The 24,206-nt window shown below is 63.7% G+C and carries 26 protein-coding genes and 1 pseudogene; 15 read left to right on the plus strand and 12 right to left on the minus strand.

Going from position 1 to position 24,206, the window contains the following annotated elements:
* Window positions 1–11: 11 nt before the first annotated feature.
* Window positions 12–377, minus strand: coding sequence for an RcnB family protein (locus tag AC0L17_RS25460; protein ID WP_473517832.1), 366 nt, complete (start codon window positions 375–377; stop codon window positions 12–14).
* 386 nt (window positions 378–763) lie between these two features.
* Between AC0L17_RS25460 and AC0L17_RS25465 the strand changes: the two genes are divergently transcribed.
* The 3 genes from AC0L17_RS25465 to AC0L17_RS25475 all read left to right on the plus strand — a co-directional run bounded on the left by AC0L17_RS25465 (window position 764) and on the right by AC0L17_RS25475 (window position 4,158).
* Window positions 764–2,428: a Na/Pi cotransporter family protein gene (locus AC0L17_RS25465; RefSeq protein ID WP_473517833.1), complete on the plus strand. Its 1,665-nt coding sequence runs from the start codon at window positions 764–766 to the stop codon at window positions 2,426–2,428.
* Window positions 2,429–2,637: 209 nt separating this feature from the next.
* The gene (locus tag AC0L17_RS25470) at window positions 2,638–2,850 is read left to right on the plus strand and encodes a DUF2061 domain-containing protein (protein ID WP_023799755.1); all 213 of its coding nucleotides are present in this window, start codon (window positions 2,638–2,640) and stop codon (window positions 2,848–2,850) included.
* Between the two features lie 126 nt (window positions 2,851–2,976).
* Window positions 2,977–4,158: an MFS transporter gene (locus tag AC0L17_RS25475; protein ID WP_473517834.1), complete on the plus strand. Its 1,182-nt coding sequence runs from the start codon at window positions 2,977–2,979 to the stop codon at window positions 4,156–4,158.
* A 10-nt stretch (window positions 4,159–4,168) separates the two neighbouring features.
* On the opposite strand, the gene AC0L17_RS25480 is transcribed toward AC0L17_RS25475, so the two are convergent.
* Entirely contained in the window at window positions 4,169–4,726 is a 558-nt protein-coding gene (locus AC0L17_RS25480; RefSeq protein ID WP_287233012.1) for a GNAT family N-acetyltransferase, read from the minus strand.
* Window positions 4,727–4,835: 109 nt separating this feature from the next.
* On the opposite strand from AC0L17_RS25480, the gene AC0L17_RS25485 reads away from it, so the two are divergent.
* A complete protein-coding gene (locus AC0L17_RS25485) occupies window positions 4,836–5,339 on the plus strand; it encodes a DUF1801 domain-containing protein (RefSeq protein WP_473517835.1) in 504 nt (167 codons plus the stop codon).
* A gap of 13 nt (window positions 5,340–5,352) precedes the next feature.
* Here the strand turns inward: AC0L17_RS25485 and AC0L17_RS25490 are convergent, their stop codons facing one another.
* Complete coding sequence (locus tag AC0L17_RS25490; RefSeq protein ID WP_473517836.1) at window positions 5,353–6,228, minus strand: arginase family protein; 876 nt, start codon at window positions 6,226–6,228, stop codon at window positions 5,353–5,355.
* Window positions 6,229–6,415: 187 nt separating this feature from the next.
* On the opposite strand from AC0L17_RS25490, the gene AC0L17_RS25495 reads away from it, so the two are divergent.
* Window positions 6,416–6,880: a DUF1801 domain-containing protein gene (locus AC0L17_RS25495; RefSeq protein WP_473511461.1), complete on the plus strand. Its 465-nt coding sequence runs from the start codon at window positions 6,416–6,418 to the stop codon at window positions 6,878–6,880.
* Between the two features lie 82 nt (window positions 6,881–6,962).
* Here the strand turns inward: AC0L17_RS25495 and AC0L17_RS25500 are convergent, their stop codons facing one another.
* On the minus strand, window positions 6,963–7,412 hold the full coding sequence (locus tag AC0L17_RS25500) for a GatB/YqeY domain-containing protein (RefSeq protein WP_473517837.1): 450 nt from the start codon (window positions 7,410–7,412) through the stop codon (window positions 6,963–6,965).
* 277 nt (window positions 7,413–7,689) lie between these two features.
* On the opposite strand from AC0L17_RS25500, the gene carA reads away from it, so the two are divergent.
* From carA to AC0L17_RS25515, 3 genes are all read left to right on the plus strand, one after another.
* Complete coding sequence (gene carA, locus AC0L17_RS25505) at window positions 7,690–8,904, plus strand: glutamine-hydrolyzing carbamoyl-phosphate synthase small subunit (RefSeq protein WP_473517838.1); 1,215 nt, start codon at window positions 7,690–7,692, stop codon at window positions 8,902–8,904.
* Window positions 8,905–8,975: 71 nt separating this feature from the next.
* Window positions 8,976–9,224 carry a type II toxin-antitoxin system RelE family toxin gene (locus AC0L17_RS25510; protein ID WP_027151153.1) on the plus strand — a complete coding sequence of 83 codons (249 nt, stop codon included), beginning with the start codon at window positions 8,976–8,978 and terminating at the stop codon, window positions 9,222–9,224.
* Between the two features lie 17 nt (window positions 9,225–9,241).
* Entirely contained in the window at window positions 9,242–9,625 is a 384-nt protein-coding gene (locus AC0L17_RS25515; RefSeq protein ID WP_473517839.1) for a helix-turn-helix domain-containing protein, read from the plus strand.
* A 148-nt stretch (window positions 9,626–9,773) separates the two neighbouring features.
* On the opposite strand, the gene AC0L17_RS25520 is transcribed toward AC0L17_RS25515, so the two are convergent.
* The 4 genes and pseudogenes from AC0L17_RS25520 to AC0L17_RS25535 form a co-directional block, all read right to left on the minus strand.
* A complete protein-coding gene (locus AC0L17_RS25520; RefSeq protein ID WP_473517840.1) occupies window positions 9,774–11,024 on the minus strand; it encodes a TCR/Tet family MFS transporter in 1,251 nt (416 codons plus the stop codon).
* A gap of 160 nt (window positions 11,025–11,184) precedes the next feature.
* The gene (ypfJ, locus tag AC0L17_RS25525) at window positions 11,185–12,117 is read right to left on the minus strand and encodes a KPN_02809 family neutral zinc metallopeptidase (RefSeq protein WP_091595030.1); all 933 of its coding nucleotides are present in this window, start codon (window positions 12,115–12,117) and stop codon (window positions 11,185–11,187) included.
* Window positions 12,118–12,321: 204 nt separating this feature from the next.
* Window positions 12,322–12,510 carry a hypothetical protein gene (locus AC0L17_RS25530; RefSeq protein ID WP_023799765.1) on the minus strand — a complete coding sequence of 63 codons (189 nt, stop codon included), beginning with the start codon at window positions 12,508–12,510 and terminating at the stop codon, window positions 12,322–12,324.
* A gap of 81 nt (window positions 12,511–12,591) precedes the next feature.
* A pseudogene (locus tag AC0L17_RS25535) lies at window positions 12,592–12,699 on the minus strand (manganese-binding transcriptional regulator MntR); the annotation flags it as partial.
* A 78-nt stretch (window positions 12,700–12,777) separates the two neighbouring features.
* Here AC0L17_RS25535 and AC0L17_RS25540 point away from each other — a divergent pair.
* Window positions 12,778–13,569, plus strand: a complete 792-nt coding sequence (locus tag AC0L17_RS25540) for a protein-L-isoaspartate O-methyltransferase family protein (protein WP_473517841.1) — start codon at window positions 12,778–12,780, stop codon at window positions 13,567–13,569.
* 145 nt (window positions 13,570–13,714) lie between these two features.
* Window positions 13,715–14,368 carry a dihydrofolate reductase family protein gene (locus AC0L17_RS25545; protein ID WP_473517842.1) on the plus strand — a complete coding sequence of 218 codons (654 nt, stop codon included), beginning with the start codon at window positions 13,715–13,717 and terminating at the stop codon, window positions 14,366–14,368.
* A gap of 114 nt (window positions 14,369–14,482) precedes the next feature.
* On the opposite strand, the gene AC0L17_RS25550 is transcribed toward AC0L17_RS25545, so the two are convergent.
* Complete coding sequence (locus AC0L17_RS25550; RefSeq protein WP_473517843.1) at window positions 14,483–15,661, minus strand: MFS transporter; 1,179 nt, start codon at window positions 15,659–15,661, stop codon at window positions 14,483–14,485.
* A gap of 191 nt (window positions 15,662–15,852) precedes the next feature.
* Here AC0L17_RS25550 and AC0L17_RS25555 point away from each other — a divergent pair, with 191 nt between their 5' ends.
* Complete coding sequence (locus tag AC0L17_RS25555) at window positions 15,853–16,209, plus strand: ArsR/SmtB family transcription factor (protein ID WP_027151146.1); 357 nt, start codon at window positions 15,853–15,855, stop codon at window positions 16,207–16,209.
* A 355-nt stretch (window positions 16,210–16,564) separates the two neighbouring features.
* Window positions 16,565–17,323, plus strand: coding sequence for a metallophosphoesterase family protein (locus tag AC0L17_RS25560; protein ID WP_473517844.1), 759 nt, complete (start codon window positions 16,565–16,567; stop codon window positions 17,321–17,323).
* Between the two features lie 11 nt (window positions 17,324–17,334).
* Here the strand turns inward: AC0L17_RS25560 and AC0L17_RS25565 are convergent, their stop codons facing one another.
* Window positions 17,335–17,634 carry a hypothetical protein gene (locus AC0L17_RS25565; protein ID WP_473517882.1) on the minus strand — a complete coding sequence of 100 codons (300 nt, stop codon included), beginning with the start codon at window positions 17,632–17,634 and terminating at the stop codon, window positions 17,335–17,337.
* Here AC0L17_RS25565 and AC0L17_RS25570 point away from each other — a divergent pair.
* Window positions 17,531–18,487 carry an SH3 domain-containing protein gene (locus AC0L17_RS25570; protein ID WP_473517845.1) on the plus strand — a complete coding sequence of 319 codons (957 nt, stop codon included), beginning with the start codon at window positions 17,531–17,533 and terminating at the stop codon, window positions 18,485–18,487. The two genes, AC0L17_RS25565 and AC0L17_RS25570, sit on opposite strands and share 104 nt — an antisense overlap.
* Before the next feature lie 248 nt (window positions 18,488–18,735).
* Entirely contained in the window at window positions 18,736–22,233 is a 3,498-nt protein-coding gene (gene carB / locus AC0L17_RS25575; RefSeq protein ID WP_091595024.1) for a carbamoyl-phosphate synthase large subunit, read from the plus strand.
* A 184-nt stretch (window positions 22,234–22,417) separates the two neighbouring features.
* On the opposite strand, the gene AC0L17_RS25580 is transcribed toward carB, so the two are convergent.
* Both AC0L17_RS25580 and AC0L17_RS25585 read right to left on the minus strand, forming a co-directional pair.
* Complete coding sequence (locus tag AC0L17_RS25580) at window positions 22,418–22,882, minus strand: hypothetical protein (protein WP_473517846.1); 465 nt, start codon at window positions 22,880–22,882, stop codon at window positions 22,418–22,420.
* On the minus strand, window positions 22,883–23,272 hold the full coding sequence (locus AC0L17_RS25585) for a DUF6152 family protein (RefSeq protein WP_473517847.1): 390 nt from the start codon (window positions 23,270–23,272) through the stop codon (window positions 22,883–22,885).
* A 534-nt stretch (window positions 23,273–23,806) separates the two neighbouring features.
* On the opposite strand from AC0L17_RS25585, the gene AC0L17_RS25590 reads away from it, so the two are divergent.
* Window positions 23,807–24,127 (plus strand): DUF1476 domain-containing protein, encoded by a 321-nt coding sequence (locus AC0L17_RS25590; RefSeq protein ID WP_287347017.1) that lies wholly within the window; start codon window positions 23,807–23,809, stop codon window positions 24,125–24,127.
* The last annotated feature ends 79 nt before the right edge of the window (window positions 24,128–24,206 follow it).

Genomic DNA, 24,206 nt, shown 5'->3' on the forward strand with positions numbered 1-24,206 from the left:
ACGTTTGACGGTCAGTGCGCGGCAATCGCGCCGAAGATGATGCCGGAGACGACGCTGACCAAGAGATAGTCGTTGCCGACGCGGATCCATTGCTGGCCACGGCCCGGACGACGCAGGCCATAGTGGCGATAGTCGCGGACCGGCTGGTGGCGCCTCCAACTCGAATATCTCTGGCCGTTGCGCCAATGGTTCCTCTTGACGACGACTTTCTTCTTCACCACGACGCGCGTCTTGACGTGCCTGTCCGGCTTCTTCCAGTCGACCTGGCTGTAGGTCGACTGCGGTGCATTCGGCGCGTTCAGCGGCGCTGCCTGGCCCTGCAGGGACGTCGCAGCCAGCATGGAGACGGCGATTGCGGAAAGAATGATACGTTTCATGACGGGGTACTCCTTGGTTGTCGATGCCCAAGCAATAGAGCCCGAAAAATGAACCGAAACTGAACACACGGATTACATTTTAGTAATGATTTCAAATATTTATGATAGCTAATTCAACACTCAGCTCAAACCTGACCTGAAGCGGTCGTCGGCACTTGACCGCGCGACCATCAAGAAGCCGGCCGGCGATGCAACCATTTTGCGATCCATCCATTTCCGACACGCCCTGTCGCGCAACAGCCGGCCGAATTGGGCAAAATTTATTATCCGGCTAAAAGTAATCGGAGTAGTATCGACCTTTGCAATGTCCTTGATTCGCCCCCTCTTTTGCCTCTTTGCCGTCACGGCTCCCATATTGCTGGTGGCTGTCGGAATGCGAGCCTGACATGAGCGGTTCGGTCGTTTTGCTGCATCTTGCCGGCGCGGTGGCGCTGATGCTGTTTGCCACCCGCCTGGTGAAGACAGGTGTCGAGCGCGCCTATGGCGATGTGCTGCGCCACAAGCTGCGCGCCACCATGCGCAATCCTTTCATGGCGGTTCTGGCCGGCTGCGGGCTGGCGATCGCCCTGCAAAGCTCCACCGCCGTCACCTTGCTGGTCGGGTCCTTCGCCGGCGCAGGCATCGTCAGCGGTATATCGGGCCAGCTTGCCGTGCGCGGCGCCGAGATCGGCTCGGCGCTGGTGGTCAAGCTGCTCACCTTCGACCTGTCGCTGCTGGTGCCGGTCTGTCTCGTCGCCGGCACCGTCATGTTCATGGCCACCGAGCGGCGCGACTGGCGCCAGTTCGGCCGCATCCTGGTCGGCATCGGCCTGCTGGTGTTGTCGCTGGAAATGATCGGCCAGGCCTCGGAGCCACTGCGCCAGAGCACGCTGATGCCGGTCGTCGTCGATTACTTCTCCAGCGATCCGGTCACCGCCTATCTGCTGGCGGCGCTGGTCACCTGGCTGTTCCATTCCTCGATCGCCGCGGTCCTTTTGATGGTGACGCTCGCCGGCCGCGGCTTCATCCCGCCCGAACTCGGCATCGTGCTGGTGCTCGGCGTCAATCTGGGTTCGTCGATCATCGCGCCGCTGCTCACCCGCAATGCGGAGCCTGGCGTGCGTGTCGTACCGATCGGCAATCTCCTGATGCGCGGCATGGGCTCGTTGGCCATGCTGATCCTGTTCCTGTGGTTGAAACCGTCGGTCGCCTTTCTCGGCGCCACCGTGCCCGACCAGATCGTCAACGCCCATATCCTCTTCAACATCCTGATCCTGGTTGCCGGCCTGCCATTGGCCGGCCTCGTCTACCGCGTTTCGGAAAAGATCGTGGCGCTCGGCACCAAACCGGCGCCGGCAGAAGCGCTCGACGTCGTCGAGTTGTCCGCGCTCAACGACAGCGCCCTCGATGTGCCGAGCCAGGCGCTGGCCAACGCCACCCGTGAGGTGGTGCGGGTCTGCGAGACGGTCGAGATCATGCTGAAGCGCATCATCGAGCTCTATGAAAGCGCCGACGCCGACAAGATCAAGGCGCTGGCCGCGCTCGACGACCGCGTCGACAAGAAACATGCGTCGATAAAGCTCTATCTGGCCAAGGTCACCAGGAACCCGCTGAGCGAGGACGAGGCGCTGCGTTGCCAGGAGTTGATCGGCGCCTGCGTCAAGCTCGAACAGGTCGGCGACATCATCGTGCGCAACATGCTGGTGCATGTCAGGAAGAAGCTCGAGCGCGGGCTGGCGTTCACGCCCGAGGGTTGGCGCGAGCTTAGCGCCTTCCACGCTTCGGTGCTCGCCAACGCGCGGCTTGCCTTCAACGTGCTGGTCTCGCGCGATCCGGAGACCGCCCGCCAGCTGGTGCTGGAAAAGGATCGGCTGCGCGACCGCGAGAAGGAGACCAGCGCCAGCCATTTCGTGCGGCTGCGCGACGGCACCGCCAAGAGCGTCGAGACCAGTTCCATCCATCTCGACACCATCCGCGACCTGAAGCAGATCAACTCGCTGCTCGCCTCGATGGCCTACCCCGTGCTCGAGGAACGCGGCCTGCTCACCGGCTCGCGGCTGAAAGCCGGATAGATTGGGCCCAGCGCGGGAATTGCCTGGAGCCGGCGCGCGAAAATTAGTCTTTGCTAACCCTCCCGTCTGTCGGCTAGAGCATTTTTCAGCCAACCGTCTTCGCATGGCGTCCGACCACACGCGTCAAGCAAAGACCTGGAGCGCGTTTTGGTCCCACCAGAACGCAAGGCGCTCTAAGGATCGGTTCAAATCCGCCGGGAGAAAAGTCGATGGATACCCATTCGCGCAGTTTCGCCAAGGCGCTTTCCTGGCGCGTCACCGGCACGGTCGACACGATAATCATTTCGCTCATCGTGACAGGCAGCATCAAGCTCGCTGCGGCCATCGGCGTGACCGAGGTCATCACCAAATCGCTGCTCTACTATTTTCACGAGCGAGCGTGGCTGAAAATCCCCTACGGAAGGAAGACGACGACCGTCTAGTCTTGTGCGGCCGGAGCCTAGCTGAACCGATGAAGAAAACCTAAAGCGGCGTCGAGAATTTCTGGATTGCCCGCCGCTCTCGTTCGTGGTTTGAGCCATCTCATTCAAGGATCGCCTTCCCGCGCCATGCTTCCCCTCATCGCCCTGTTCATCGCTGCGTTCGCATTCGGCACCACCGAGTTCGTCATCGCCGGCGTACTGCCGCAGGTGGCGGAAGGCCTTGGCGTCTCCATCCCGACGGCCGGCTATCTCGTCTCCGGCTACGCCGGCGGCATCGCGATCGGCGGACCGCTGTTGACGCTCGCTACCAAGACAATCTCCCGCAAGGCGTTGCTGCTTGGCCTTGCCGCAGCCTTCGCCATCGGCCAGGCCGCCTGCGCCCTTGCGCCCGACTTCGCCTCCATGTTGCTGTTGCGGATTGCAGTGGCCGTGGCGCACGGCGCCTATTTCGGCGTCGCGATGGTGGTTGCGGTCAGCCTGGTCCGCCAGGATCAGCGTGGAATGGCCGTGGCGCTCATCCTGTCGGGCCTCACGGTCTCCAATGTCATCGGCGTGCCGGCCGGCACGGCGATCGGCAATATTTGGGGGTGGCGCGCGACGTTCTGGGTGATGTGCGCGCTTGGTGTGGTTTCCATCGCCGCCATGGCCGCCCTCCTGCCGCGCCGGACGGGATCGTCGCGCCGGCCCGTCAGTTTCGGCAGCGAGGTCCGCGTGCTCGCACGCCAGCAGGTTTGGACGTCGCTAATCCTCATGCTGATGCTGATGATCGGCCAGTTCGGCCTGTTCACCTACATCACGCCGACGCTGCTTGAAGTCACCGGCCTCGGCGAGGGCCTGGTGCCCTGGGTGCTGCTACTCAACGGTGTCGGCGCGACGATCGGCGTCTTTCTTGGCGGACGACTCGCCGACTGGAAACTGATGCCATCGCTCATCACCATGCTTTTCATGCAGGCGGTGACACTTGCCGTCATTTACGCCGCCAGCCCGTACCCGGTGCCGATGGTCGTTGCGATCACTATCTGGGGTGGTCTCAGCTTTGCCATCGGCACCCCGATCCAGACCCGTATCCTGACCTGGACGGCGGACGCCTCCAATCTCGCCTCATCGCTTATCCCGGCCGGCTTCAATGTCGGCATCGCGCTGGCCGCCTCGCTCGGCGCCGCCATGCTCAATGCCGGTTATGGCTATCGCAGCCTGCCGGTGGTTGGCGCCATGGCCATGCTGGTCGCCGTGGCGGTAGCGCTCGCCTCACATATCTGGGAGTGGCGCCGAAACACGATGCCGCCGCTGCCGGCCGCTGCCGAATAGTCGGCAGGCGCTACAGGTCGATGCGATAGCGCAGGCTTTCGGCGCCGCCATAGGCAGCGTCCTCGAAGAATCGCCCAACGAGCCGTCCGCCATTGGCCAGGACCACCTTCTGCGAGGCGAGATTACCCGGCTTGGCGGTGATCTCGACGAAGGGCAGGCCGAGCGCCCTCGCCTCGCCGAGCATCAGCCTCACTGCCTCTGTCGCATGGCCGCGCCGCCGCTTCCATGGCACTACGGCATAGCCGATGTGGCCGAGCACATGTGGCGGCAGCTCGGCGGTGCCGCGCTGCCAGCGAAGGCCGATCGAGCCGGCGATTTCGCCGTCCCAGATCCAGCGCCGGAATCCCGGCAGGCGCGGCACTTTCGTCCCATCAGGCAAGGTGATCGGACCGCCCTTGGCATCGGGGTCGTCGAGATCGGCGAGGAAGGCCGTTGGATTCTTTTCGATGGCCGCAAGCTGCTCGCGCGTCGCCTCCATCAGCCGCACATTGTCCGGCGACCAGCCACGCTCAAGGGCGGCCTTGTACGACGGCAGATGTTCAAGCGCCGGTTTGACGAGTTCAACCATGACGTACGATCGCTCCGCTGCCGCCCTCGGATTCTGAAGTTGATCTTCAGGGGCGGCTTTCTAAAATCAAGTGTCATCGATTGGGTCCACCTACTTTGGAGTGAACACAATGGCCGACCACAGGTCCGAGAAGTCGGCGAAGGCCGCCGCCGAGCGGGGCGCGGCAACCAAACCGCGCAAGACGACGCCGAAGCCGCAGTCCGGCAAGGAAGCGAAGCCGGCACTCCTTGCAGGCGGCAACCCCCAGATCGCCAAGGCCGAAGGCGACGCTCCCGTGCAGGCCTACATCGCGGCCATGCCGGGCTGGAAAAGCGACGTCGGGCGCCGTCTCGACGCAACCATCGCGCGCACCGTCCCCGGCGTGCACAAGGCCGTCAAATGGAACTCGCCATTTTACGGCATCGAGGGCCAGGGCTGGTTCCTGTCGTTCCATGTCTTTACCCGCTACGTCAAAGTGACCTTCTTCCGGGGCACGTCGCTGCGTCCTGTCCCTCTCGGCGAGTCCAAGCACAAGGACGTGCGCTACCTCGACATTTATGAGGACCAGCTCGACGAAGCTCAATTTGCCGCCTGGGTGAAGCAAGCCAGCCAATTGCCCGGCGAGCGAATGTGAGATGCATCGCGAATTAGCCAAGGGCGTCCGCAAGCACCTCATTCAAGCGGGTGAACGCGGCGGTCTCGTCTGGCGCATGAGCCGGATTAACTTCTGTAATGGTCAGGCCGCGCCATTGCTGCAGGGCGGTCAACTGCCTTAGCGCGAAGGCGGCCTGCTCCAGTTTGAGACCGTCGCAACGGCGCACATTCTCCGCAATCGGGAATTCGATAAAGGAGAGTACATCGACATCGAAGTGAATAAGCACGCAGTCAAAGCGCGCCGCCCATTCGGTTGCGCGCGCGGCCGCCGCCTCGATATCAATCAAAGCTTCCTCACGCGATATGACCTTGATCGCATTATCCCTGATCGCGGCGGCTTCAGGCGCAGTGATATTCTCGACGCCGAAATAGAGGAGTTGCTGAGGCACGAGCATCGGACGCGTTGGGCCGAGCCCGGCGAGCGAAGGCTCGCATCCAGGAATATCGAGCAGATGAGCGATACCAGTCCAGTCCAAGGCGCCGTCGCTCGTGTCAGGTGTGTTGAGATCGGCGTCGAAGTCTATGTAGACGAGTCCGATCCGCGCTCCGGCCGCGTTCGCTCCAGCGACCGTTCCCAGTTCCACAGTACAGTCGCCGCCCAAAACAAGCACGTCTTCCTGCGCCGAAATCGCCGTCGCCACGTGGCTTGCGACCAAGTCACAAGCCCCGCGCACGGCCTCCAGGTTCATGGCCTGCGGCCGCGAAGAATCCGGCCGCCAGCGGAACGATGCAACATCGCCATGATCCCTGATGGTTCTGCCTCGGCTGGCGAGCCCCTCTGCGAGCCCATGCCGCCGAAAGGCCGCGGGGGCTTGTTCCTGCCCTGGCGAATAGGCGCCGGCGCTGGTGGCGGCGCCGAAAATGTTCAACAAACGCGCCGCCAAATCGAAGCTCCGTTTTTCGTATGATCCTGGTTGCAAAACGGGTCTGGAGCGACGAAGGTTCCTCCTCGACGTCGAGAGTTTGTTGCCCGCGCCGGAACGGCAAACGGCTCGTCGTATCGATGCCGTCGTGAGACGCCAGACGCCGACGTGCACAAAGCCACTGGGACCAATCATGACCAAAGCGACAACAGCCATGAAGAAGGGCGGCTCGACGGAGGGAGCAGGAGGAGACACTCCCTCTCAGTTGATAGATGCGAGAATCAACGAGCTGAGCGATTGGCGGGGCGAGATGCTCGCTCGGATCCGAACCCTCATCAAGCAGGTCGATCCCGAAGTGGTCGAGGCGTGGAAGTGGAGAGGGGTTCCAGTGTGGGAACACGCCGGAATTATCTGCACCGGTGAGACCTACAAGAATGTCGTGAAAATGACCTTCGCCAAGGGCGCCTCGCTGGAGGACCCTTCTGGCCTCTTCAACTCCAGCCTCGAAGGCAACACCAGGCGCGCCATCGACATCCATGAGGGCGACACGATCGATGACGAGGCGCTGAAGGCGCTCATTCGCGCCGCCGTGGCACTGAACCTGTCGGTGCGAGCTGCCGCCCGCCCCGCCCGCTCTCAGAAACCGAAGAGCGCCTGAGAATCAATCATATGCGGCCCAGGGCTGGTGCCTCGCTGTCGCCTCCTCCAATGCCTTACGAGCTCGCTGCAGCGGCAAAATCCTACTGCAGCAGTCCCTTGACGATGCCGCTCGCCTTGGAGAAATCCATCTGGCCGGCGTATTTCTCCTTGAGCACGGCCATAACCTTGGCCATGTCCTTGACGCCGCTGGCGCCGGTCTCGGCGATGGCGGCGCGGATCGCCGTTTCGGTCTCGGCCTGGCCCAGTTGTGTCGGCAGGAAATCGCGGATGATGGCCATCTCGTCGCGCTCCTGCGCGGCAAGCTCCGGCCGCTTGCCGTCGTCGAAAGCCTTGGCCGACTCCTCGCGCTGCTTCACCATCTTGGCCAGTATCTGCAGGATCTCGTCGTCGCTGGCCGGCTCCTTGCCGGCGCCGCGATTGGCGATGTCGCGATCGTGAATGGCCGCCTGGATCAACCGCAATGTCGGCAGCCGGCGCTTGTCCTGCGCCTTCATCGCGCTCTTCAGGGATTCGGCGATTTTGCCGCGCATGATGCTTTCTCCTTCGAATGCGACGGACAATAGCCGTGCCGAAAGCCCAAGGCAAATTCGACGCCGCCCGGCAAACCGCTGATATTGTTCGACGAAATAAATCGCGCCTGCGGGCGTAGCGTCATTGACCGCTCTGGCGCCTTCCCCTATGTACTGGGCCTTGCATGAACTGAGTTTTTGTTGCGCGCGCTGGCTGCGAAATCGCCGCTGCGCGCGGTTTGCTGCGCAGAATGGTTCGCCGGACCGATTGAAGGACGCAGCCTTTAGGAGTGCCGCCATGGCAACGATGACCGCCGCGTCGACCCCCCCTTGGGCCACCGAGAAGCCGACCGCCTTGCTGGTGCTGGCCGACGGCACCGTCATCGAGGGCCGCGGCCTTGGCGCCACTGGCTCCGCCGTCGCCGAAGTCTGCTTCAACACCGCGCTGACAGGCTATCAGGAAATCCTCACCGACCCGTCCTATGCCGGCCAGATCGTCACCTTCACCTTTCCGCATATCGGCAATATCGGCACCAATGACGAGGACATCGAGGATCTCAACCCGGTTGCCCGCGCCGGCGCAGTCGGCGCCGTGTTCAAGGCCGACGTCACCAATCCATCCAGCTATCGCGCCGCTTCTGGTCTCGACCAATGGCTGAAGAAACGTGGCATCGTGGCGCTTTCGGGCATCGACACCCGGGCGCTGACCGCGCTGATCCGCGAAAAGGGCATGCCCAACGCCGTCATCGCGCACGCGCCCGACGGCATCTTCGACATCGAGGAGCTGAAACGCCGCGCCGCTGCCTGGTCCGGCCTGATCGGGCTTGACCTGGCCAAGGACGTCACTTCCGGCCAGTCCTCGGTCTGGCGCGAGACGCCGTGGGTCTGGGACGAGGGCTTTGGCGAACAGACCGATCCGTCCATGCATGTCGTCGCCATCGACTACGGCGTAAAACGCAACATATTGCGCCTGCTTGCCGGCCTGGGCGCCAAGGTCACCGTAGTGCCGGCCAACACCGGCGCCGAGGATATCCTCGCCATGCGGCCCGACGGCATCTTTCTCTCCAACGGTCCCGGCGACCCGGAAGCCACCGGCGACTATGCCGTTCCGGTCATCCAGGACTTGCTGAAGACCGACATCCCGGTCTTCGGCATCTGCCTCGGCCACCAGATGCTGGCGCTGGCGCTTGGCGGCAAGACCGCCAAAATGCATCAAGGCCATCACGGCGCCAATCATCCGGTCAAGGATCACACCACCGGCAAGGTTGAGATCGTCTCGATGAACCACGGCTTTGCCGTCGATGCCGGCTCGTTGCCCACGGGCGTCGAAGAAACCCATGTCTCGCTGTTCGACGGCTCGAACTGCGGCATCACCCTGACCGGCAGGCCGGTGTTTTCGGTCCAGCACCATCCCGAAGCCTCGCCGGGCCCGCAGGACTCGCATTATCTGTTCCGCCGCTTCGTCAATCTCATCCGCGAAAAGCGCGGCGAGCCGGCGCTGGCAGAGCGCTGACTATCTGTACGCGAGAAGTCTCGGCAATAATATCGCTTAACTTTCGGCGATAAATCTGCGATATCATCACCGTGAAGACGATTATCCTCTCGGTATCGGCGGCTCGCGATCTCGACAACCTGCCGACAGATGTCCGCGAGCAGGTCTCCGAAGGCCTGATCTCCTATGCCGTCAGCGGGCGGGGAGATATCAAGCGCCTTGCCGGCAGGGACGGCTACAGACTGCGGATCGGTCGCTACCGGATCATATTCGATGAAGACCGCACGACGATCCTCGCGATCTACATCGGCAAACGAGAAACGACAACCTACCGTCGGTGATAGCAGGACAGGACATCATGAACGCCCCCCAAATCATAACGACGCCAACTGGCGAAGAACTTGTCGTTATCCCAAAAGCGGACTACGAGGCTCTGTTGCACGCGGCCGAAGAGGCTCTTGAAGACGCTGCCGATGTGGCGATCTACGACGAGCGAAAGGCTGATCTCAAAACGGAAAAACCCCTGCCCGCGGACGTGACAATGGAAATTTTGCGGGGCTCCAGCCGGCTCAAGGCGCTGCGCAACTGGCGGCGGCTGACGCAGGCCGAATTGGCGGCCACGATCGGCGTCAGCCAGGGTTTCCTGTCGGATCTTGAGTCCAATCGCCGAAAACCATCGGCGCAGACCAGGGCGCTGCTGACGAAGGCACTGGATATTCCGCGGCAGTGGATTGAACCCTAGGGCATGCCCCAATGCATGTCGCGCAAAGCATGCCCTCGGGCCTGACCCCGGGTGTGACCCGAGGGTGCGCAGCGGTTTTGCGATAACGAGATGCATCAAAACCAGAACTTAAAGCGCGTCGCATGAATCCGTTCAAACGCGACACGCTTTAGGCCACCGTCGCGGTCCTGACATCTTTCACCGCGGCCGGTCTTTCGACCCTAAGCACGAAAGCCACCAGCGACAGGGCGAGAAAGATACCGCCGAGCACAAAGGGCGCGCCGCCGAACGTCACCGGCGCGCTCGGCCCGGTGAACCAGGCGAAGATTCCCGTATAAAGCAGCGGCGTTATGATGCTGGTGATCGAAAACACGCTGGTCATCGCACCTTGCAATTCGCCCTGCGCGGAGGGCGGCACCTTGGCTGCCGCCAGGCTCCGCAGCGGCGGATCGGCCAGCGCCTCGAGGCAGGTCGCCACGATCACCGCATAGATCATCCAGCCCTTCCACGCCGCGGCATAGCCGAAGGCGGCGAGCGCGGTAAAAGCAAGACCGATGGCGGCGGTCCGCCATTCGCCGAGCCGTGGAATGACGCGCGGCAGGACAAAACCCATCACCAATGCCCCGCCGAGGCCGAAGACGCCGAGCGAGAAGCCGATCTGCTGTTCGCTCCAGCCGTAGCGGTAGCTGCCGACGAACGACCACACGGCAGGGTACATCATGTGGCCGAGCGTCATCAGGAAGAACACCAGCCCGATCCAGCCGATCCCCTTGTAATTGCGCATCTGCTTCAGGGCGCCGAGAGGATTGGCGCGGCGCCATTCGAAGCGGCGCCGGTGATGCTGCTCGAGCGTTTCCGGCAGGAAGAACCAGCCGACGATGAAGTTGATCAGAGCAAGCACCGCCGCGCCCCAGAACGGCACGCGCGGCCCGAATTCGCCGAGCAACCCGCCCAGCACCGGGCCGATGACGAAACCGACCCCGAAGGCGATGCCAAGCAGGCCGAAATTCTTCGCCCTGTTCTCGTCGGTGCTGACATCGGCGATGAAGGCGGAGGCGGTCGAATAGCTGGCGCCGCTGATGCCGGCCAGCACCCGGCCGATGAACAGGACCCAATAGGACCAGGCCACCGCGCAGATCAGATTGTCGACGGCGAAGGTCAGCACCGAGGCCAGCAGGATCGGACGACGGCCGAAGCGGTCGCTGAGATTGCCGACCAGCGGCGCGAACAGGAACTGCATGGCCGCATAGACGAAGAACAGCCAGCCGCCTTCGATCGCCGCTTCGCTGACCCCGACGCCGGTCAGTTCCTGCAGATAGGCCGGCAGCACCGGCATGATGATGCCGATGCCGGTGATGTCGAGCAGCAGCGTGGTGAAAACAAGCGCAAGGCCCCGCCTGGCGGTTTTGGCTTCGATCATGGCGGTATCGACTCCTGGAGCCGCCTCGCAGCGACGGCGGAAAGCTCGTTATAGGCGAGCAAGCCCCACAGAACAATAAGGGAACAGGCCAGGAATTTTCACATGAGCGCGGCTGCACCGCCGCCGCTTTCAACGCCATTTCAACGAGAGCCCAAACACCTCAGATCGGGGTGTTGAAGGTATCGCAGTCCGACAGCTTGCCGCTCTTGTAGCCGCGTGCCAGCCAGGTTTGACGCTGCTGCGAGGTGCCATGGTTGAAGCTTTCCGGCACGACATAGCCCTGCATCTTTTTCTGCATCGTGTCGTCGCCGATCTGCTGGGCGGCGTTCAGCGCCTCGTCCATGTCGCCCTGTTCCAGAATGCCTTTCTGCCCGGTGAAATGCGCCCAGACGCCGGCAAAGCAATCCGCCTGGAGCTCGACCTGCACCGACATTTGGTTGGCCTCGGCCTCGCCCATCTGCTGCCGCATCTGGTTGAACTTGGGCAGGATGCCGGTGAGGTTCTGGACATGGTGGCCGACCTCATGCGCGATCACATAGGCCTGGGCAAAATCGCCCGAAGCGCCGAATTGCTGGTCGAGCTGCTGGAAGAAGGTGGTGTCGAGATAGACCTTGCGGTCGCCGGGGCAGTAGAACGGGCCGGCCGCGGACGAGGCGAAGCCGCAAGCCGAACGGATTTGGCCGCTGAACAGGACCAACTTGGGGTCCTCGTAGGTCAGGCCCTCGGCCTGGAAAATGCCGGTCCAGGTGTCCTCGGTCTCGGCCAGGACGGTCGAAACGAACTGCTTCATCTCGTCGGAGGCGGGCGCCCCGGTGCCACCGCCCTGTTCTCCGCTGTTGTCGGTGATCTGACCGCCGCCACCCGGCACCAAGCCGCCACCGGCCAGGATCTGAAGCGGGTCGATGCCGATGGCCTTCAGCCCGAAATAGAGGACCACGAGAATGATGATGGTCGACAGCGACATTCCGCCGCCGGAGCGGCCGCCGATCGGGATGCGGAGACGGCCGGGGCCGCCGCGCGGCAGGTTGAGCCCGCCGCCCTGGCCGCGTTGGTCCTCGACGTTGTCACTTTGACGACGACCTTTCCAGAGCATGGCAACTCCCCGCGATGCACGTACCGGTATCTTGCCGATCTCATGGCCCGATCCGACCCAACAAACAATTATCCCAATGGTTGCGCCAAGTCACAGTATTTTTCGCATCAAGGGGCCGCCGGTTCTGGGGTCAGTCCCTGCACGACACCCGCGGCTGAGAGCCCTGCCGGCGCTTTTTTTTGGTCTTGGACTTGTCGGTCACGCTCAGATCTTCTGCTTGGTGCCCGCGCTCTTGCCGTCAGAGCTTTTCGAGCGCTCCTCGAAGCGGGCCCCGCCCTTCTTGAGCGGGCGTCCAGTATCCGCTTCGGTCTTGCGTTCGTCCTTCGCCGCAGCCTGCTTCAATCCCTTGGCCGCTTGCTTGCCCTTCGCTGTCGGTGCCTGTTCAACGCCCATCGTATCCTCCTCGGTCTCGCGCCAATTGCTGGCACGATCTCAAACGCCGCGGCAGCGCGGCGGTTCCGGCAGGACTGTCGGCCGCGTCAGCATCTTGGCCACCGTCGGCTGGGCGACGCCGAGCCGCGCCGCGATGTCGACCTGGCGGGCCTAGTTGCCGTTCTCGATCAGGTCGGCGACAAGCTGCACGACAATTCGGTCAATCGCGCTATCTTCTCACGCGACATGACCAGAATTGCCGAAGCCCGAAAATTCTACGCGCGACTGATGGCTGCCAATGCAGGTTCGGCCGATCCGCGTCTCGAGGACGTGTTCGCCGCGGTGCCGCGCGAAGCTTTTCTCGGGCCCGGCCCGTGGACGGTCGTCGCCGGCAACGGCAAGGTAGAAACGCCGAGCGCCGATCCTGTTCACATCTATCAGAACGTGCTGGTGTCACTCGACACCGAAAAGGGCATCAACAATGGCGAGCCGTTCCTGCATGCCATGTGGATCGGCAAGGTGGCGCCAAAACCCGGCGAGGTCGTCACTCATGTCGGCGCCGGCACCGGCTATTACACAGCTCTGCTGGCGAAACTGGTTTCGCCGGGCGGCGCAGTCACCGCCTTCGAACTGGATTCCGGTCTCGCCGACCGTGCAAGAAAGAATCTCGAAGCCTATGGCAATGTGACCGTCATCCATGGCGATGCGGTCGTCGGCGGCCTGCCACCGTCCGACATCATCTATGTCAATGCCGGCGTTGCGGCACCCGCAGCCGAATGGCTGAAGGCGCAGAAGCCCGGCGGCCGCATGGTCTTTCCGTGGCGTCCGGCCGAGCGCATTGGCCTCGCGGTGATGGTGACACGCACGGATAAGGGCTTTGCCTGCGATCCGTTCATGCGATCATGGTTTATCCCTTGCATCGGCGCCTCGGCGGCCTCGACGAAAATTCACCGTGACAAGGCGGCACGCAGCCGCAAGATCTGGCTGACGGCCGACAAGGCACCGGACCGCACCGCCACCGCCGTCATCGGCGACGTCTGGTTCTCGTCGCAAAGTGTTGGCGGCAGGCGGTCGCAATGACGTCGCCGCGTCGAGGCGTCCCGTGCTTGCCGCTCGACATGCGCCGGAGCCCAGAAATTTTCCGGCCCTGTCGGGCAGGCGTCCGCTCGCACGTCCTTTGGCCGAAATCCGGCGGCAACGGCTCGGATGATTAAAGGAGAATCCAATGAGGAAGATCACCACTGCGACATTCGTCAGCCTCGACGGCGTCATGCAGGCGCCCGGTGGGCCGCAAGAAGACCCGGTCGGCGGCTTCGAATTCGGTGGCTGGACGTTCCATTACTGGGACGACGTCGGGGGCGCCTTTATTGGTGAGACCTTCGCAAAACCCTTCGCGCTGCTCCTCGGCCGCAAGACCTACGACATCTTCGCCGCGCATTGGCCGTACCAGAAAGACGATCCGATCGCCGACCGTTTCAACGCCGTCACCAAATATGTGGCCACCCACCGGCCCGACACGCTGTCGTGGCAAAACAGCCAGTCGCTTGGCGACGATGCCGTGGCTACCCTGCGCCAGCTCAAGCAGGAGGACGGGCCGGACCTGCTCATCCAGGGATCGAGCGAACTCATCCAGACCTTGCTCGCCAACGACCTGATCGACGAGATTAGCCTGCTGACCTTCCCGCTGGTGCTGGGCAAGGGCAAGCGGCTGTTTGGCAGCGGCGCAATCCCGGCGGCTTTCAAGCTGAACCGCTCACAGGCATCGACCACCGGCGTCATCATAGCGAGCTATGAACGTGCCGGTGAGATCAAGACTGGATCGTTCGCCCAGCAACAGCCATCCGAAGCCGAGATCGAGAGGCGCCGGACCTGGAAGTAGTGTGGGGTTGCAGGACCTGGGTTCCTTGCTCGGCTAGATGTGAGTGGGGGGAGAGGAGCCCAAATTCTGCCTGGCAGCGCGATCAGGACAGCGCCACGCTTCTGCGATCTCCCTTTACTCCGCCGGCATGGCCACCGCCCGGGCGGCCCGGTGGCCGGCCAGCATGACGCCAAGACCCAGGATCGGGAACACCGCTGCGACCAGGCCGAGATCAGCCGGCGCGCCATAGCGCAGCACCGCGCCGCCGACGACGGCGCCCAGCGCCACGCCGAGATAGAGCGCCGAAGCGTTGAGCGACAGCACGATGGGCGCTGCGTCGGGCGCCAGCCTGATGATGCGGCTGGCCTGCGCCGGCGGGAAGGCCCAGCCGACGATGCCCCACGGCACCATCATGGCCATCAGCGCCGGCCCGGCGATGCTGTGCGGCAGGAGGGCCGGAATGACCGAAAGCATCACCAGCATGACGGCACTCAGCGCCAGCGACCAGCTGACGGTGCGCGTCGCGCCGAAGCGGTCGGCGGCCTGCCCGCCGGCAATGTTGCCGATGACGGCGCCGACGCCGAAGGCAAGCAGCATGCCGGGCAGCGCGATCGGGCTCAAGCCGCCACCTTCGATGGCTAGCGGCGCGACAAAGGCAAAGACCGTGAAGGCGCCGGTGAGCGCCAAAAGTGTAGTCAGCAGGATCGACGGCACGCCGGGGCGAAGCGTTGCGGCCAGCCGCTGCCTGAGCGGCAGCTTGGTGCCGACGATGCCGCGCGGCAGCCGGTACCACAGGATTGCGCCGGCCAGTGCGCCGAGCCCGGCGATGGCAAAGAACGTGCCGCGCCAGCCGGCAACCGTCGCGACAAGCGCGCCGAGCGGTGCGCCGACCGCCACCGCCACCGTAGTGCCGCCGACGACGACGGCAATGGCGCGGGCGCGGTGATGATCATCGACAAGCGCCACGGCCGTCCCCTGCGCCGTCGCCGCAAACAGGCCGGACGACAGCGCCATGACGATGCGCGCGATCAGCAGCAGTTCGAAGGAGGAACTGAGCGCCGCTGCCAGGTTGCCCAGCACGAAAAACACCAGCGTCCACAAGATGACGCGTCGCCGGTCCCATTCGCCGGTCAGCGTCGCCAGGATCGGCGCGCCGAGCGCATAGGCGAGCGCGAAGGCGGTGATCAGCGTGCCGGCGAGTGGAACGGAGATGGCGGCATCGGCCGCGATGTCGGGCAGCAGGCTTGAAATGACGAAGCCTTCGGTCGCGATCGTGAATGATCCGAGCGCAAGCCAGAAGAGGCGCTTGTCCATAGTGAAATCCTTAGTTCAAAAGTTATTGAACAATTGTACATAATGGCGCATGTTGTCAATGAGCCGTCCGAGAATAACCGAACCCTGCTGACAGCCCCATGTCAGGACAAGGTAGCGGGAGGTGGAAACTGAGGGCATCCACCAGGAGGAGATGCGTTGAAATCGGCCCTGATTGCGCTTAGTTCTCCGGCATGACGCTGCCCCACCCCACCGCCGACCAGATCAGCCTGCCGAACGTGCTTGCCGTGCTCGGCGATCCCACCCGGCTGGCCATCGTGCGCTATCTCGCCAGCAAGGAGGGCGTGCCGCTGAATTGCAGCCAGTTCCTCGATCTCGGCTCAAAGACCAATCTCAGTTACCACCTGGCCAAATTGCGCGAGGCTGGCGTCACCCGCACCGAGGTCGTCGGCACCAGCCGGCTGATCACGCTGCGCCGCGACGATCTCAATGCCCGCTTTCCCGGCCTGCTCGATAGCGTCATTGCCGCTGCCGTCGACGACCCGGCACTGCCCGCGGTCGGCGCCTCCGAGATCGAAGTCCGCGCCTGAGGCCGTAACTCGCCCCCGTGTAGCAGGCAGGGCAATCGCATTTTGGAATCTTGCGAAGGTGGCCCCCACCCTAACCCTCCCCACAAGGGGCAGGGAACGCCGCGCGGCGGACACGCCAACGTCACCGCTGAATGCCACGCCAATTTTTGCAGAACTTGACGCACACAACCAACTATTCAGCGCCAGCGGAAGTCTCCCTCCCCCTTGTGGGGAGGGTTAGGGGTGGGGGTACATCGTAGAGCGAAAGCCTCGGCTTTCCAGCTGCGATAGCCCTGGTGTAACAGAGGAGAGCAACCAAAGTCCTGCCAGGTCCGCCCTTCCCGACGCGTCATTCGTCGACCCAACGGAGCTTCCCATGCGCATTGCCGTTCTCGCCGATATCCACGGCAACATCCTCGCCCTGGACGCCGTGCTCGACGATCTGCGGCAGCGCGGTGGTGCTGACCTCATCGTCAATCTCGGCGATTGCGTCTCCGGCCCGCTCTGGCCGCGCGAAACCATGGAGCGGCTTGAAGCGCTCGCCCTGCCGACAGTTCGCGGCAACCACGACCGCCGCGTCGCCCGCGATACCGCGGATGAAGCCATGTGGCCGTCCGACCGCTATGCGCAGGAACGGCTGACATCGGTCCAGCGCGAGGCACTGTTGGCCTTGCCCCTCACGCTGGAGATCGCCCCAGCCGTGACCGCCTTTCATGCCCGACCCGACCATGACGAAAAATACCTGACCGATACGATGGCCGACGGCCGGCTGGCGCGCGCGCCGCTGGTCGCCATCAAGCGGCGGCTGGCCGCGCTCGATCCCGCTTGCCGCATCGTGCTGTGTGGCCACAGCCACCGCAGCGAACTGATCCGTATCCCCGACGGCCCGGTGGTCTTCAATCCGGGCAGCATCGGCTGCCCCGCTTATGGCGACGACACGCCACCGGCGCATGTCTCCGAGCAAGGCTCTCCGCATGCACGCTACGGCATCGTCGAATTGGGTGGGCCGGGCCGCTCCGACCGCTTCGAAGCCATCGCCGTCGACTATGACCATGAGGCGGCAGCGCGGCAGGCCGAACAGGCGGGACGGCCGGAATGGGCCTACGCGCTGCGCACCGGATTTATGTCCGACTGAACGCAACGCGTTCATGTCCGGCTGAACGCAACGCGTTCATGCCGCACGCTGAGCTTGCTCGTGCCGCGGACCGAACACCATTCCCCAGCCGCATTTTCCGGCTTACATAGCGCCATGTCGTCGCTTATAAAATCGTCCTGGAATGCGGTGGCGATTCGGTGCCTGGCCGCGCCTTCGGAAATGCTTCTATCGCCCACGGCCAAAATGATGAGGCGCACAGTTACGCTCCGGACGACGCTGCTGATTGCCGCCCCTCTCCTGCTGACGGCGCTGCTGCCGGCCAGGGCCGAGGAGGCGCCTTTCGTCTCCATCGTGACCGACCTTGCTCCGGGCGATCTCCTGAACGTCCGCGCCTCGGCATCGGCGATGGGCAAGATCAAGGCTCGGCTGCCGAATGGCACGAGCGTCAACAATCTCGGCTGCAACGACGTCAATGGCTATCGTTGGTGCAAGGTCGCAGAAATTGACAACCCGCAACTGGCGGGATGGGCTCCCGCGCGCTACCTGAACCCCGAGAATCCGGCGGCAGTTGCGGAGGTGGATATCGAAGCGACCGGTGAAAGCACGGCCGTTGCAGCCGGCGACTCGAACCCGGCAACTGCAGATCAGCCGCCGCCGGACCTGACGGCGCGCCTGGATGCGACCGGTCGCGAACCCACGATGACTGCCGTTGAGGCAATCGGCAGAGTGGCCATCGAGGATGCTTACCGCCTGGCGCTTTTTGCCAGCGAAAATCCTTCGGCCGGCGAGGCGCAGGCGCCCGCGGCAGCGGACAAGCCCATCCGCAATCGCGCCGCCAATGCGGCGCCTCCGGCCAACGCACAAACCGTTGCGCGGCTGCAGCCGCCAGGGCGGCCCGCGCCGGCGCTGGGTGCCCGCAACGAGATTCCTTGTGCGCGCCATGTCGGCCAGCCGATGACCAGTTGCAAGGCAGGCGTTGCCCACACGGGCGACAAAGCCGAGATCACCGTGACCTGGCCCGATGGCGGCACCCGGGTCATCAGATTCCAGGCCGGTCGGCCCGCCGGCTCGAACGCATCAGGCGAGTTCCGCTACACCCGCGAGGGCAGCCTGAACATGATCCGTGTCGGCGTTTCCGAACGCTTCGAGATCACGGATCAGTTGGCGCTGGGGGATTGGTGGCTAAGGGGAATAGGGCAGTAGGGCAGTAGGGCAATATGTTTAAAGGGCGCTCGAACTACTGCCCTACTGCCCTACTGCCCTACTGCCCTACTGCCCTACTGCCCTACTGCCCTACTGCCCTACTGCCCTACTCGCATTTTAGGGGGTTACATCCGGCAAAACTCTTCCCTATAAGGCCCTCCTAGCCTGATACCAGAATCGCGAGCACAACCGGCCGGGTCTTCCCGTCCGGTTTTTCGTGCAAGCCGCCTGCCGAACGGACCCTCGATATGCCAAGACGCACCGACATCAAGTCGATCCTGATCATCGGGGCCGGCCCCATTGTCATCGGTCAGGCCTGCGAATTCGACTATTCCGGCACCCAGGCCTGCAAGGCGCTCAAGGAAGAGGGTTTTCGCGTCATCCTGGTCAATTCCAACCCGGCCACCATCATGACCGACCCGGAACTGGCCGACGCCACCTATATCGAGCCGATCACGCCGGAAGTGGTGGCCAAGATCATCGCCAAGGAGCGGCCGGACGCGCTGCTGCCGACCATGGGCGGCCAGACCGCGCTCAACACCGCCCTGTCGCTGCGCCGCATGGGCGTGCTCGAACGCTACAATGTCGAGATGATCGGTGCCGACGCCACGGCAATAGACAAGGCCGAGGACCGGGCGCTGTTTCGCGAGGCGATGAAGAAGATCGGCCTGGAAACGCCGAAATCGATGCTGGCCAACGCCACCGACGTCAAGAATGCCGACCGCAAGACGCACGAGGCCGAACGCGCCGCGCTGAAGGCCGAGAAGCCCGAAAACCTCGACGCCGCGCTCGACGCGCTCGAAACGCGCTGGAACCTCGGCGAGGGCGACCGCAAGCAGCGCTACATCAGCCATGGCATGGCGATCGCCGCACAGGCGCTCGACCATGTCGGCCTGCCCGCCATCATCCGCCCGTCCTTCACCATGGGCGGCACCGGCGGCGGCATCGCCTACAACCGCGCCGAATTCTACGAGATCGTCCAGTCCGGCCTCGACGCCTCGCCGACCACCGAAGTGCTGATCGAGGAAAGCGTGCTCGGCTGGAAGGAGTACGAGATGGAGGTTGTCCGCGACAAGGCCGACAACTGCATCATCGTCTGCTCGATCGAGAACATCGACCCGATGGGCGTGCACACCGGCGATTCGATCACCGTCGCCCCTGCCCTGACCTTGACCGACAAAGAGTACCAGATGATGCGCAACGCCTCGATCGCGGTGCTGCGCGAGATCGGCGTCGAGACCGGCGGCTCCAACGTGCAGTTCGCCGTCAACCCCGCCGACGGCCGCCTGGTGGTGATCGAGATGAACCCGCGCGTCTCGCGCTCGTCGGCTCTCGCCTCCAAGGCGACCGGCTTTCCGATCGCCAAGATCGCGGCGAAGCTCGCCGTCGGCTACACGCTGGACGAGTTGGAGAACGACATCACCGGCGGCGCGACGCCGGCCTCGTTCGAGCCGTCGATCGATTACGTCGTCACCAAAATCCCGCGCTTTGCCTTCGAGAAATTCCCTGGCGCCGAGCCGGTGCTGACCACGGCGATGAAGTCGGTCGGCGAGGTCATGGCCATCGGCCGCACTTTTCAGGAATCGCTGCAGAAGGCTTTGCGTGGGCTTGAAACCGGCCTGACGGGTCTGGACGAGATCGAGATCCCCGGCATCGCGCACGGCGCGGCCAGCCACGCCGACGACCGCAACGCCATTCGCGCTGCCCTCGGCACGCCGACGCCCGACCGGCTGCGCATGGTGGCGCAGGCGATCCGCATGGGCACCTCTCTGGAAGATGTGCACGCCATGTGCAAGATCGACCCGTGGTTCCTCGAACAGATCGCCGGCATCCTCAACATGGAAGCCCGCATTCGCGAGCACGGCATTCCCGAAGACGCCGCCAATCTGCGGATGCTGAAGGCGATGGGTTTCTCCGATGCCCGCCTCGCGTCCCTGGTCAGGAAAGACGTCGAAGAGGTTCAAAAGATACGCGAAAAGCTCGACGTTCATCCGGTTTACAAGCGCATTGATACTTGCGCCGCCGAGTTCGCCTCGCCGACCGCCTACATGTACTCGACCTATGAGGTGCCCTTCGCCGGCGCGCTCGCCAACGAGGCGCAAGTCTCGTCGCGAAAAAAAGTCGTCATCCTCGGCGGCGGCCCGAACCGCATCGGCCAGGGCATCGAGTTCGACTATTGCTGCTGCCACGCCGCCTTTGCGCTGCGCGACGCCGGCTTCGAGGCGATCATGGTCAACTGCAACCCGGAGACCGTGTCGACCGACTACGACACCTCGGACCGGCTCTATTTCGAGCCGCTGACGCCGGAGGACGTTTTGGAGATACTGCGCGCCGAGCAGGCGTCGGGCGAGCTGGTCGGCGTCATCGTCCAATTCGGCGGCCAGACGCCGCTGAAGCTGGCGGATGCGCTGGAGAAGGCCGGCATCCCGATCCTCGGCACTTCGCCCGACATGATCGATCTCGCCGAAGACCGCGACCGCTTCCAGAAGTTGTTGCACAAGCTCGGCCTCAGCCAGCCGAAGAACGGCATCGCCTATTCGGTCGAGCAGGCCCGCCTCGTCGCCGGCGAGCTCGGCTTCCCGCTGGTGGTGCGCCCGTCCTATGTGCTCGGCGGCCGCGCCATGCAGATCATCCACGACGAGAGCATGCTGCAATCCTATCTGCTCGACACCGTGCCCGGCCTGGTGCCGGAGGACATCAAGCAGAAATACCCCAACGACAAGACAGGCCAGATCAACACACTGCTGGGCAAGAACCCGCTGCTGTTCGACACCTATCTCTCGGGCGCCATCGAGGTTGATGTCGACTGCCTGTGCGACGGCAAGTCGACCTTCGTCTCCGGCATATTGGAACACATCGAGGAGGCCGGCATCCATTCGGGCGACAGCGCCTGCTCGCTGCCGGTGCACTCGCTGCCGTCGGAGCTCGTCGACGAATTGGAGCGCCAGACGGCCGCACTTGCCCGCGCACTCAATGTCGGCGGCCTGATGAACGTGCAGTACGCGATCAAGGACGGCACCGTCTATGTGCTGGAGGTCAACCCGCGCGCGTCGCGCACCGTGCCCTTCGTCGCCAAGACCATCGGCCGGCCCATCGCAAAGATCGCCGCCCGCATCATGGCCGGCGAGAGCCTGGAAGACGCCTTCGCTCATTACGGCGCCATGCCCGACCCCAGAAATCCCGGCCACATCGCGGTCAAGGAAGCGGTGTTCCCCTTCGCCCGCTTCCCCGGCGTTGACATCTTGCTCGGCCCGGAAATGCGCTCGACCGGCGAGGTCATGGGCCTCGACCGTGACTTCGCGCTGGCTTTCGCCAAGAGCCAGTTAGGAGCGGGTGTTGATCTCCCCCGCGCCGGCACGCTGTTCGTTTCGGTGCGCGACGAGGACAAGAAGGGCATCCTGCCGGCGGTCAAGCGTCTCGCCGGCCAGGGTTTCAAGGTAATGGCCACCTCGGGCACCGCCCGCTTCCTCGCCGAGAACGGCGTCGCTGCCGAGAAAATAAACAAGGTGCTGGAAGGCCGCCCGCACATCGAGGACGCCATCCGCAATCGCCAGGTGCAGATCGTCTTCAACACCACGGACGGCCAGAAGGCGGTGTCGGACTCAAAATCGCTGCGCCGCGCCACGCTGATGCAGAAGGTGCCGTATTACACGACGCTCTCGGGCGCTGCGGCAGTGGCGGAGGCGATCGCGGCGCTGCGGGCGGGGAACCTGGAAGTGCGCCCGCTGCAGGAGTATTTTGCCTAGGCGATTAGCCAATCTCCCCCAAGTGGGGGAGATGGCCGGCAGGCCAGAGGGGGGCGCTGTCCCGCGCACGTTGCGGCCATCGCACCGATCTGCACGTCAGCCGAGGAAACAAGGTCATGCAAGACCTTGACGAAAGGTCGCCCTCTGCCCGGCCCCGCCAAATCGGTCATCGCCTCCGCTCGCCTCAGTTAAGAAACCCAATAAACCGCCCGGCGAACAGCACCGACGTCCACAGCACCAGCGAGAGCACAGCCAGGATAGTGACGGTACCGCCGGGCGGCTCGTCGCCGCCTTTTGCGTGGCGCATGAAGGTGAGAAAATTGGCGACGGCGAGGAGTATGAGCGTCATCTTGGTGAGAAAAATCGGCATCGCCGCATACTCTCTCGCCCTGACTGAAAAGAGCAGCGACCCGGTGACAAGCGCGCCGGCGAACGCGGTAAATGCGGTGCGGCGCAGCAGCGTGACGAACGGCACGTACGGCAGCGAGCGGAAGGCGCCGAGGATCCTTAGGTCCATAAGCCAGACGCTGGTCAGCAGCGCGCCGATCGACATGATATGCAGCGCATTGACTATGGGATAGGCGACGAAGGAGGCTTTTAGCCCCCTTACGATGGCGAGTTGCTCGATGCCGGCGAGGTACCAGTCCATTCAAGCCGGCGGCACGCGGTCGGGGTAGACGTCATAAGCCTTGCCGTTGACGATGACGCGGGCTGCTTTCATCCACTTCTCGGTCTCGTCGCGCGAGCGGTGGCCGATCGCGGTCACCTCGTCGCCGACCTTGGCGACCTCCTCGGTGAAGCCGGCGGCAATGGTACGGGACGGCGGCGCCAAATCCACCCGCCAGGCCTCTCCGTCGGCGTCGACATCCAATGTGGCGTGCGGATTGCCGATATAGATGGCTGTGATCTTGCCCCGGAGCTCAAAAAACCCATCCTGGGTCCACGACCAGCCGTGATGGGCGTAAGCTGCGGTGCCAGCGGCAAGGATCACTGCCGCTGCCAGCGTGACGCTCCAAATCCCGTTGAAAGGTGACTGCATCGCTCGCCTCCTCGGCTCATCCCGCCAATCGAGAGTAGGTCACGGCGCGGCAACGTCAAATCACATCGATGCGAAGGGCATCGGCCACGCGATCGATTGTCGAAGCCGGCGCGCCGCCCCTGAACCCCCTGCCGGGCACCACACGTCAAACATTCCGCAGCAGGCGCCGCCGGCGAAGCTGCCGATCTCCCCCCTTGCGGGGGAGATGCCCGGCAGGGCAGAGGGGGGTACTGTCCCTCCGACCTGTCAACCGATTATAGCCACGCCCTCAGGCTGTTTCCGGTTGGGAATGGGTTCTGTCCTGCCGGACATCTCCCCCGCAAGGGGGGAGATTGGATGCCGCGCTGGCTTTCGCCAACCACCAACGCTGAAAGGCAGGGCGGTGAGGGGCAGCGCCAACCCGAAGCGTTTGCCCTGCGGAATGAACGGTCCGGTCTTGCTTATGACATCCATGCACGCCATGTTCGGCCCCTACCGCCGCTCTTCTTCTCCACCGGATGAAGGTCGGAGACTCACACCTGAACGAGGCAGATTATGAGCAGTATGAGAGACCGTCAGGAAGGCTTCGAAAAGAAGTTTGCGATGGACGAGGACACGAAGTTCAGGGCCATGGCGCGCCGCAACAAGCTGCTCGGCCTATGGGCCGCCGAAAAGCTCGGCAAGTCAGGCGAGGACGCCGACGCCTATGCGAAAGAGGTGGTGCGCGCAGACTTCGAAGAGGCCGGGGACGACGACGTATTGCGCAAAATACGCGCCGATTTCGACGCGGCGGGCGTCGCCCAGACGGATGTTCAGATTCGCGGCGTCATGAACGACCTGCTGGCGACGGCGGTCGAGCAGATCAAAAACAGCTGAGAGAGCGCCAACTTAAAGCGTGTCGCGACGCGCTTTAAGTTCTCGTTTATGCGTTTCCCAAAACCGCTGCGCATCTCGG

It is taken from the genome of Mesorhizobium sp. WSM4829, from assembly GCF_055811475.1.